Annotated in this window: 8 protein-coding genes and 2 pseudogenes; 4 read left to right on the top strand and 6 right to left on the bottom strand. The window is 65.6% G+C overall.

Going from position 1 to position 10,268, the window contains the following annotated elements:
• Window positions 1–307: pseudogene (locus Q0L94_RS03015) on the top strand (lysine 2,3-aminomutase); the annotation flags it as partial.
• 118 nt (window positions 308–425) lie between these two features.
• Window positions 426–1,682: a mechanosensitive ion channel family protein gene (locus Q0L94_RS03020; RefSeq protein WP_296749958.1), complete on the top strand. Its 1,257-nt coding sequence runs from the start codon at window positions 426–428 to the stop codon at window positions 1,680–1,682.
• Window positions 1,683–1,900: 218 nt separating this feature from the next.
• On the opposite strand, the gene Q0L94_RS03025 is transcribed toward Q0L94_RS03020, so the two are convergent.
• On the bottom strand, window positions 1,901–2,224 hold the full coding sequence (locus Q0L94_RS03025) for a cytochrome c (protein WP_296749959.1): 324 nt from the start codon (window positions 2,222–2,224) through the stop codon (window positions 1,901–1,903).
• A gap of 9 nt (window positions 2,225–2,233) precedes the next feature.
• Window positions 2,234–2,569, bottom strand: coding sequence for a cytochrome c (locus tag Q0L94_RS03030; protein ID WP_296749960.1), 336 nt, complete (start codon window positions 2,567–2,569; stop codon window positions 2,234–2,236).
• 164 nt (window positions 2,570–2,733) lie between these two features.
• Here Q0L94_RS03030 and Q0L94_RS03035 point away from each other — a divergent pair, with 164 nt between their 5' ends.
• Together Q0L94_RS03035 and Q0L94_RS03040 are read left to right on the top strand one after the other, a co-directional pair.
• The gene (locus Q0L94_RS03035; RefSeq protein WP_296749961.1) at window positions 2,734–4,527 is read left to right on the top strand and encodes a SulP family inorganic anion transporter; all 1,794 of its coding nucleotides are present in this window, start codon (window positions 2,734–2,736) and stop codon (window positions 4,525–4,527) included.
• 309 nt (window positions 4,528–4,836) lie between these two features.
• Complete coding sequence (locus tag Q0L94_RS03040; RefSeq protein ID WP_296749962.1) at window positions 4,837–6,051, top strand: lactate oxidase; 1,215 nt, start codon at window positions 4,837–4,839, stop codon at window positions 6,049–6,051.
• A gap of 33 nt (window positions 6,052–6,084) precedes the next feature.
• Here Q0L94_RS03040 and Q0L94_RS03045 read toward each other — a convergent pair whose 3' ends face one another.
• The 4 genes and pseudogenes from Q0L94_RS03045 to Q0L94_RS03060 all read right to left on the bottom strand — a co-directional run.
• On the bottom strand, window positions 6,085–7,641 hold the full coding sequence (locus Q0L94_RS03045) for a phospholipase D family protein (RefSeq protein WP_296749963.1): 1,557 nt from the start codon (window positions 7,639–7,641) through the stop codon (window positions 6,085–6,087).
• Window positions 7,638–8,207 carry a thermonuclease family protein gene (locus Q0L94_RS03050; RefSeq protein WP_296749964.1) on the bottom strand — a complete coding sequence of 190 codons (570 nt, stop codon included), beginning with the start codon at window positions 8,205–8,207 and terminating at the stop codon, window positions 7,638–7,640. Before Q0L94_RS03050 ends, Q0L94_RS03045 begins: the two co-directional genes overlap by 4 nt.
• A complete protein-coding gene (recN, locus tag Q0L94_RS03055; protein WP_296749965.1) occupies window positions 8,204–9,859 on the bottom strand; it encodes a DNA repair protein RecN in 1,656 nt (551 codons plus the stop codon). The genes Q0L94_RS03050 and recN overlap by 4 nt, the downstream gene beginning before the upstream one ends.
• Before the next feature lie 16 nt (window positions 9,860–9,875).
• Window positions 9,876–10,268 (bottom strand): annotated as a pseudogene (locus tag Q0L94_RS03060) (NAD kinase); the annotation flags it as partial.

Raw genomic sequence — 10,268 nt, forward strand, 5'->3', positions numbered from 1 at the left:
AGCCTACCGGCAGGTAGGAGGGCTTTGCCGTACCGTACGCGGCCCCAGCATGTCCGCCAACCCCGGCAAGGTGCAGGTGCTGGGGACCAGCGAAGTCATGGGCGAAAAAGTTCTGCAGGTGCGCTTCATCCAGGCCCGCAACCCCGATTGGGTGCACCGGCCCTTTTTTGCCCGCTATGACGAACAGGCCACCTGGCTGAGCGATCTCAAACCCGCCTTTGGCGAAGAACGGTTTTTCTATCAGGAAGAATTCGAACAGCACTACCGGGAGAATCTGGAAGTCGGGCATCCAGAGGACTATGAATGACGTCCCGCTGCCCAGATGCCAGCCCCGCTGTCCCGCTCCGGCTTGACTGCCGCCAACACCGGCGATGCGCCACCAGCCGCCCTTTCATGCCTGATTTCTTGCCGCAATGAACTTTGAAATGTCCTTTCTGACCGAGCAGCCTGAAGCGATTCAGGCCATCGCCGGCCTGGCGCTGATGGTCTTGCTGGCCTATGGCGCCAGACTTGTCGTCCACTGGATCCTGCTGCATGGGTTCAGCCGCTGGATCGAGGCCATGCAGGCGCGCTGGACACGCGTCGTCCTGCACCGCAATGTCCTGAACCGCCTGGAGAAGATCACGCCGTCCCTGGTGGTCCAGATGTCCGTCGCCGCCATTCCCTATCTGCCCACTGCCGCCGTAAGCATCATCAGAAATGTGGCCGTGGCGGTGACCGTCCTGCAAATCGTTCGGGTATTGATGGCCTTGCTGGATGCGCTCCACGAAGAGCATGAAAGATCGGCCGGCAGCCTGGCCGTATCGACCCGCTCGATCAAGAGCCACATCCAGCTGGCCAAGCTGGGTTTGATGTTGCTGGGCGGCATCGTCATCATTGCCGCGCTGATCGACCGCTCGCCGCTGATTCTGCTTTCCGGTCTGGGCGCCATGTCGGCAGTGTTGATGCTGGTTTTCAAGGACACCTTGCTGTCCTTCACGGCTGGCCTGCAACTGGCGTCCAACGACATGCTGCGCGTGGGCGACTGGATCGAGATGCCCCAGCTGGGCGCGGATGGGGATGTGATCGACATTGCCCTGCACACGGTCAAAGTGCAGAACTGGGACAAAACCATCACGACCATTCCCACCTGGCGTCTGATGTCCGAGAGCTTCCGCAACTGGCGCGGCATGTCCGAGTCGGGCGGACGGCGCATCAAGCGCGTCGTTCGACTGGATGCGGGCTCTGTCTGCTTCCTCAAACCGGAGGACGTGGAACGCCTTCAGCACATTGCCCTGCTCAGGCCTTACCTCGAACAAAAGCTGCAGGAGCTCGATGGCGCCAATAGCGCGGCAAGCCGGGCGCTGGGCGATCTGGCAAAAGCCCCTGCCAACCAGCGGCGTCTGACCAACCTGGGCACCTTCAGGGCCTATATCAACGCCTACCTGAGGCATCATCCGAAGATTCACCAGGGCATGACCCTGATGGTTCGTGCGATGGAGCCATCCTCGGAAGGCATTCCAATGGAACTGTACTGCTTCACCGCATCAACGGCCTGGATTGAGTACGAAGGCATCCAAAGCGATATTTTTGATCATCTGCTCGCCATGCTGCCTGAGTTTGGTTTGCGCCTTTACCAGAAGCCTACGGGTCAGGACCTTACCAGTGGATTGCGCTTGCGTCAGGGGCTGAACCAGGACTGACAGGTGCCCGATTGCAGGCGGTCAGCGCGTCCGGGAAAGCCGGGTCGATACAGGCAGACTGTCGGCCGGGCATGCCGAGACCGCCTTTTCAGGGTCGCAAACCGCTGCTCTTTTTGCCGCAATACCCGTGTAACGGATTCCGCCGCTTGCGGTTCAGTCTCTTCAAAAAAACGGGCGCAGCCTGTCCAGCCGCGCCCGCTATCTTTGCGCCCCCCGAATCAATACTTCAGGGTCAGCCCTTTCTGTTTGGAAAAATACATCGCCAGATCGAGCATGTCCGTATCGGAGAGGTTTTGCACCTGGCCGGCCATAATGGGGTTCTTGCGCTTGCCGGACTGGTAATCCTTGAGCACATGGTAGAGATAATCGCGGTGCTGGCCCGCCAGTTTGGGAAAGGATGCCACCTCACTGATCCCGTCCACGCCGTGGCAGGCAGCGCAGGTGGCCGATTTGGCCTTGCCGGCCTCGTAGTCGCCCTTGGCCTGTGCGGCCAGGGAAGTGCCCAGTGCAACCGCGGCGAGGATGAGCAATGTTTTTTTCATGGGGTCTCCTCAGTTGGCAGCGCCGCTGTACGACGATGCGTAATACGCTGCAAGATCATCCATGTCCCGCTCGGACAGGCTGCCCGCGATGGCCTTCATGCTGGGGTGGCTGCGCTCGCCGCTTTTATAGGCTTTGAGGGCCGCCACGATATAATCGGCGTGCTGTCCGCCGAGCTTGGGAACGCTGTATACGCTGGGATAGGCGGTACGCCAGCCGGCAATGCCATGACAACCGGCGCACATCGAGGTTTTAAGCTGCCCGGCCTTGGGATCGCCCGCTGCCTGAACCGGTACGGTCAACAGCAGCAGCGCGGATGCACACAACGTCATCGTGGTGAGTTTCATCTTCCTCTCGCTCCCTCTGGCTGAATTGTCGTTGCGACTCGATCCGACACGGGCTTTGCGTCCGATTATAAAACCGGACAGGCCACCCGGCCAGAAAGCCATGCAAAAACTCTTTTGCAACAAGTAGTTATAGTCTTATTCGCTAATATGCTTTTGGAGTCCGCGTGATCGATCTCAAGGCCTGCCCGCTGTGGCTTTACCGCCTGCTGCCCTTCCTGCGCTGGTGGCCCAGGGTCACGCCGCAGACCTTCAAGGCCGACAGCCTCGCCGCGCTCACCGGCGCCATGATCGTGCTGCCGCAGGCGGTGGCGTTCGCCACCATCGCCGGGCTGCCGCCCGAGTATGGCCTCTACGCAGCCATGGTGCCTGCCATCGTTGCCGCATTGTGGGGATCGAGCTGGCACCTGGTGTCGGGGCCGACCACGGCGATCTCGATCGTGGTGTTCGCCTCGATCAGCCCGCTCGCCGAGCCCGGCAGCCCGCAGTTCATCGGCCTGGTGCTGACGCTCACCCTGCTGGCCGGCCTGATCCAGCTGGCGATGGGCCTGGCGCGGCTGGGTGCGCTGGTCAACTTCATCTCGCATACGGTGATCATCGGCTTCACCGCCGGTGCGGCGATCCTCATCGCGAGCAGCCAGATCAAGAACTTCTTCGGTCTCGACATGCCGCGCGGCGCGCACTTCCACCAGGTGCTGATCCATTTCGGCAGCCACCTCGCAGACATCCAGCCGTGGGTGCTGGCGGTGGGCGCGGTCACGCTGGCGTCGGGCATCCTCGCCAGGCGCTATCTCACCAGGCTCCCATACATGATCGTCGCGATGGTGGTGGGCAGCGTGGTCGCCGCCGCGATCAACGCCGAGTTCGGCGCCGAGAACACCGGCATCAAGACCGTCGGCGCGCTGGCGGCATCGTTCCCGCCGCTGTCGCTGCCCGACTTCTCGCTCACCGCAATCAAGCAGACCCTGTTCCCCGCCACCATCATCGCGATCCTCGCGCTGACCGAGGCGGTGGCGATCGCGCGTTCGATCGCGGTCAAGTCCGACCAGCGCATCGACAGCAACCAGGAATTCGTCGGCCAGGGGCTGTCCAACATTGCCGGCAGCTTCTTCTCCGGCTATGCCTCCAGCGGCTCGTTCAACCGCAGCGGGGTGAATTACGCCTCGGGCGCAAAGACGCCGCTCGCCGCCGCCATGTCGGCGGTGTTCCTGCTCGCCATCGTGCTGCTGGTGGCGCCGCTCGCCGCCTACCTGCCGGTGCCGTCGATGGCGGCGATCCTGTTCATCGTGGCATGGAGCCTGATCGACTTCCACCACATCGGCGAAATCTTCAAGCGCCACAAGCGCGAACGCATCGTGCTCGCGCTGACCTTCGCCGGCACCCTGATCGACCTGGAAAAAGGCATCTTCCTCGGCATTCTGGTGTCGCTGCTGTTCTACCTGTACCGCACCTCGCAGCCGTCGATCCGCGAACTGGTTCCGGATGCATCCGAACTCGGCAATCCGCGCCGCAAATTCGTGCCGGCCACGATAGACGCGCCCACCTGTCCGCAGATGGCCATGCTGAGGGTCGAGGGCTCGATCTTCTTCGGCGCGGTCGAACACGTGCAACAGCACTTCCGCAACGTCGACGAGGCCGATCCGAAGAAGAAAAATCTGCTGATCACCGCACGAGCGATCGGCTTCATCGACCTCGCCGGCGCCGAACTGCTGGCCAAGGAGGCCACGCGGCGGCGCAGGCTGGGCGGCGGCCTGTATCTGGTGGGGGTGCAGCCGGATTTCTGCGAAATGCTGCGCCGCAGCGGCCAGGTCGACACCGTCGGCGAGGACCAGATCTTCCGCCACAAAGGCGATGCGCTGCAGGCAATCTATCCGCGCCTCGACAACGAGATCTGCCGCACCTGCACCGCGCGCATCTTTCAGGAGTGCCACGTCGCGCTGCCCGACGGCACGCCGCGTTAAAACGACGAACACGGCCGCGGCTGGGGCGCAGTTCGACGGGGGCGTTGAGTATGGACGCCTGGCGCAATCGGCTTGTCCCTGGCTTGCTGTTGTGCGTGGAACGCACTATAAAATCATCAGCGCCCCGCCTGACGCAATCGGCGCCTTCGGTGCGAACCACCTCTGCGCCAATCGCCGGTCTTCCTGGGCGTGCCGGTCATGCAGCAGCCGGAGGCCTGCCTCGGTCGCGTCGCGAAGCTGTTCGTTGAGGCGGGTATTGAGCCGCGGAGGTGCGCAATGTTGCTGGCAAACCGGGAAGGAGGAGCCGCCATGGACAAGACAAGACGCGAGTTTATCGGCAAGACGCTGAGCGCCTCGGCGCTGACGATGCTGGCAGGGAGTTCCGCTGGAAAGGTGTTTGCCGCCGAGCGTAGCGGAAACGCGGCGGCTCGAAAAAAGTCCGCGGCCGCCGCCTACGTCGCCGGAAAGGCCGAGCGCAAGCTGAATATCGTCAGTCTCCATGAGTTGGAGGCGGAAGCGAGAAAAGTCATTCCAAAGGGAGCGTTCGGCTATATCGCGGGCGGTTCCGGCGATGAGTGGACGCTCAAAGAGAACACGCGCTCGTTCGACGATCGGCAAATCCTGCCGCGCTATCTCGCCGGCGTGACTCAGCCCGACTTGCAGACCGCCTTGCTCGGCTCGAAGGTGGCGACACCCGTCTTCGTACCACCCATGGCCGCACACGGCCTGGCGCACGAGGGTGCGGAAAAGGCAACGGCACGCGGCGCGGGCGAGGCTGGGGCACTGTTTTGTGCGCAGACGCTTGCCAACACGCCGCTCGAAGAGATCGCGAAGGCGGGCTCCGGACCGAAATGGTTTCAACTCTATTACGCGAACGACGCCGGCATCAATCGCGAGCTCATTCAGCGAGCGAAGGCGGCCGGCGCCACGGCCATCGTGTTCACGGTGGACCTGGAGTGGCCGGGAAACCGCGAAGCCGATCAGCGCAACGGTTTCGTCTTCCCGGCGACGCTGCCCTTTCCGAACCTGCCGACCGCCAAACCCGGCGTCGGCCTCGGCGAGCTGACCCAGGTGTTCAAACGCAACCTCGATTTTTCCGACATCGAATTCATCCGCCGCGAATCGGATCTCCCGGTCGTCGTCAAAGGCATCCTGACGCCGGAGAACGCGAACGAGTGCATCGCGCACGGCGCGAACGCGATCCAGGTCTCGAATCACGGCGGGCGGCAACTCGACGGTGTGCCCGCCGCATTCGCCGCGCTGCCCGGCATCGTCGAGGCTGTGGGCGGGCGCGTGCCCGTCTATCTCGACGGCGGCGTGCGCCGCGGCATTCACGTCTTCAAGGCGCTGGCGCTGGGCGCATCGGGTATCGCCATGGGACGCCCTGTCCTCTATGGCCTGTCGCTCGGCGGCTGGCAGGGGGTGAAATCGGTTTTCGATACCATCAACGCAGAATTGCAGCTTGCCATGAAGCTGGCTGGATGTGCCCGTATTGAGGATATTTCGCGGCGCTTCGTTACTTGAGCGGGCGGGTGTCAGCGTTCTGCCGATCGCGGGTCACAGCAGCCACTCGATCGGCAGCAGCGATGCGAACCAGATCCAGACGCGCTTCCAGAAACCCGTGCCCGGCTCGGTCTCGTGCCGCAGCGGCCTGCCGTCCCGATGCTCGATCCAGTACAGGTTCCCTGTCTCCGAAAGGCGCACCTCGTAGGCCCCAGCCGGGATCCCGCCCACGAATGCTTCCTCGATGCGGCCGGCCAGCGCCGGGCTCTCGACCACGAAGCCCAGTTCGGTATTGAGGCGGGCCGAGCGCGGGTCGAAGTTGAACGAGCCGACGAAGACGCGCGATCGATCGACCGCAAAGGTCTTTGCGTGCAGGCTGGCGCCGGAACTGCCCGAGCCCCCGGCGCGCCTGTCCCGCTTGAGGTTCGGCGACAGGCGCTGCAGTTCGTAGAGCGTGATGCCGGCTTCGAGCAGTGGCTTGCGCCGCTTGGCATAGCCGGCGTGCACGACGGCCACATCCGTCGCCTCGAGCGCGTTGGTGAGAATCTGGATTTTCACGCCTTCGCGGGCGAGCCTCGTCAGCTGCTCGGTGCCCGATTTCGTGGGCACGAAGTAGGCCGACACCAGCTCAACGCTGGTTTCCGGCTTGCCGATGATTCGGTCGAGCTGACTGGGCAGTATCGATGCGCCGTCGTTCAGGCCGAGCCCCTTGGCCGGATCGTCGCTGACCATGCGGGTGGCCGCCCATTCGAACGGCAGCGTTCCCTCGACCAGTTCGCGCACGAACGGGGATTCGCGCAGCGCCTCCATATAAGTGCGCGCTGCCGGATCGCGTTCGATCAGGGACGCTTTCGACGCAAGCTGCTCAAGCAGGGCGGGATCGGCGGGCGGCAGCAGCCGGTCGACGGGATAGGACGAGGCGCTCGCCCAGTAGCGGTCGAAATCGCGCGACACCTCCTCCACCACCGTCCCCACCGCCAGCAGGTCGAGATCGACGAACACGATCCCTTCGGTCGCGTCGAAGTACTCATCGCCAACGTTGCGCCCGCCGATGATCGTCGCCTGGCTGTCGGCGGTGAACGACTTGTTGTGCATCCGCCGGTTGAGCCGCGAGAAATCGGTCAGGTAGCCGATCCAGCGCACACCGCGGGTCGCGAACGGGTTGAACAGCCGCACCTCGATGTTCGGATGGGTATCGAGCGCAGCGAGGGTCTCATCCAGTCCGCCGGTATTGTGGTCGTCGAGCAGCAGCCGCACGCGCACCCCGCGCTCGGCCGCCTCGTGCAGGGCCTCGAACAGCAGCGTGCCCGCCATGTCCTGACGCCAGATGTAGTACTGCACGTCGAGCGAGCGCTCGGCCGCGCGCGCCAGCAGCACGCGCGCGGCGAAGGCGTCGCGCGAATCGAGCAGGGGGTAGACGCCGGATCTGTCCGGGTGCGCGGCCGCCTGCGGCGCGATCGCCCGGCCGAGCCGCGTGGCATCGGTGTCGGCCAGCGCCGTGGAACTGCTGCGGCCGTCGAGCGAGGGCAAGGTATGGCAACCCGCGACCGCTGCCGGCAAGCAGAGCAGCACGAGGCTTTTCAGGATTTTGTGGCGCAATCCGGCATTCATCCGAAGCGCCCGCGGTCGCCGTCCGGCCGCTTGGAAATAGCGGCGAGCGTCACGTAGCAGGAAGCGCGCACGGCTACGCACAGATCCTGATGCGCCGAACGCCGCCGCCACGCCCACGGCGGCGTCGGATCGTCGTCCTGCCACAGGCCGAGGCGCGCTTCGCGCGCTTCATCCTGCAGACCGCGCAGCACGTCGCCGGCATTGCGCGAAGACGCCCAGGCGTGGCCGCGCCGCACCAGTTCCGCGTTCACTGCCAATGCGTCGACGGCGAGGTGGCCGAGCTTGCGCCCGTAGACGTCGGTGGCGACGATGTCGAGCGTCGCCCGCCGCTTCAACGCCAGCGCCCGCAGCGCGCGGGTCGCCGCCTCGCCGTGCGGCTGGTCCGCCTCGGGGGCGTCGATGCCCGCGAGCCGCACCTTGAGAAAGGCCCGCGACGCCGGCCGGTAGTGGTCCGGGCGGAACAGCACGGTGTCGCCGTCGATCACCACGATGACGACGCCGGCGAGCGGCTCCGCCCACGCCGCACCGGCGGCGAACAGCATGAACAGTGCAAGCAGCGCTCTCAATTGGCGAGCATCTCGGCGGCGTGCTGCCGCGTCGTCGCGGTGATCTTCATCCCGCCCAACATGCGCGCGATCTCCTCCACCCGCGCGTTCGCATCGAGCAGCGCGATGTTGGACGAGACGACACCGCCGTTGGCCTGCTTGGCCACGCGCAAGTGCTGCGAACCGCGCGCCGCCACCTGCGGCAGGTGGGTGATGACCAGCACTTGCCGGGTTGCGCCCAGCTTCGCCAGCCGCCGCCCGACCGCTTCGGCCACGCTGCCGCCGATGCCGACGTCGACTTCGTCGAAGATCAGCGTCGGCACGCCAGCCACGCCGGAGAGCGCGGTCTGGATCGCCAGGCTGATACGCGACAGCTCGCCGCCCGACGCCACCTTGGCGAGCGGCCCCGGCGGCAGGCCGGGATGGCTGGCCACCAGAAAGCCCACGTCCTCCAGCCCGTGCGCGCGCGGTTCGCCGGTCGGCTGCAGCTGGACGTCGAGCCGGCCGCCGGCCAGCGCGAGTTCGTCCATCGCCGCCGTCACCTGCTTCGACAGCCCCGTCGCCGCCTTGCGGCGCAGTGCGCCGAGCTGGCGCGCATCGGCCTGGTATCGCGCCAGGGCCGCATCTTCGCTTGCCTGCAGCGCATCGAGATCGTCGCCGGCCGCCAGCGCGGCCAGTCGCATGTCGAACTGTTCCAGCAAACCAGCCAGCGCATCCGGCTGCACACGGTGCTTGCGCGCCAGCCGGTGCATGTCGGCAAGCCGCCGGTCGAGTTCGGCCAGCCGTTCGGGATCGGGATTGAGGTTGCCGGCGTAGCGGCGCAGCGCATGCACCGCCTCGGCCAGATCGGCGCTGGCCGAATTCAGCAGCGCGGCGACCTCCTTCAGGCTGTCGTCCACCGTCTGCATGCCGTCGAGCCGCGCGCTCATTTCGCCAAGCTGGCCGGCCACCGCCGCCTCGCCATCGTCCAACCCCTCGATCAGCGCGTGGCTGCCTTGCAGCAGCGTGGTGACGTGCGCCAGCCGCGCATGTTCGGCCTGGATATCGTCCCAGCGCGCGAGGTCGTCGCCGAGCGCGCGCAACTCCTCCACCGCCAGCCGCAGCCCCTCGCGTTCGATCTGCCGCGCCTGGCCGTGGGTTTCGGCGTCCAGGCGCTGTTGCCGCGCCGCCTGCCAGGCGTGCCAGGCGGCGTTGACCGTCAGGGCCAGCGGCTGGGCGCCGGCATACGCATCGAGCACCTCGCGCTGGGCCTGCGGGCGCAGCAGCGCGTGATGCGCGTGCTGGCCGTGGATGTCGAGCAGAAAATCGGCGGCTTCCTTCAGCTGCGCCAGCGGCGCGGCGCTGCCGTTGACGAAGGCGCGCGAACGGCCGCCGGCGTCGATCACGCGGCGCAGGATCAATGCATCGCCGTCCGGCGCGAAGCCGGCTTCGTCGAGCCAGGCTGCCAGCGCGGGCAAGCCATCGATCGCGAATTCGGCGGCGATCTCGGCGCGCGGCGCGCCCTGCCGCACCACGCCACCTTCGGCGCGGTCGCCCAGCGCCAGCGCCAGCGCGTCGACCAGGATCGACTTGCCGGCGCCGGTCTCGCCGGTGAGCACGGTCAGCCCCGGCGCGAAATCAAGCTCGACCGATTCGACCAGCAGGTAGTTGCGGATGGAAAGATGCAGCAGCATGGGTACGCGTTGCGGGTTAAAGCTGCTTGCCCCAGTGCAGCTTCTGCCGCAGGGTGTCGTAATAACTGTAGGAATGCGGATGCAGCAGCGTGATCGGGCGGCTGGCACGGGTGATCCACACGTGGTCGCCGCTGAACAGGTCGAAATGGTGCTGACCGTCGAAGTGGACGCGCGCGTCGTCGGCGTAGGTCAGGTGCAGTTCGATGCGCGCATGGCTGCTGACCACGATGGGGCGTGCCGACAGCGTGTGCGGGCAGATCGGCACCAACGCCACCGCCTCCAGCGTCGGATGCATGATCGGCCCGCCAGCCGACAGTGCGTAGGCCGTGGTGCCGGTCGGGCTGGTGACCACCAGGCCGTCGGCACGCTGGCTCTGGACGAATTCGCCGTTGATGGCGATTTCCAGATC

It is taken from the genome of Thiobacillus sp., assembly GCF_024708915.1.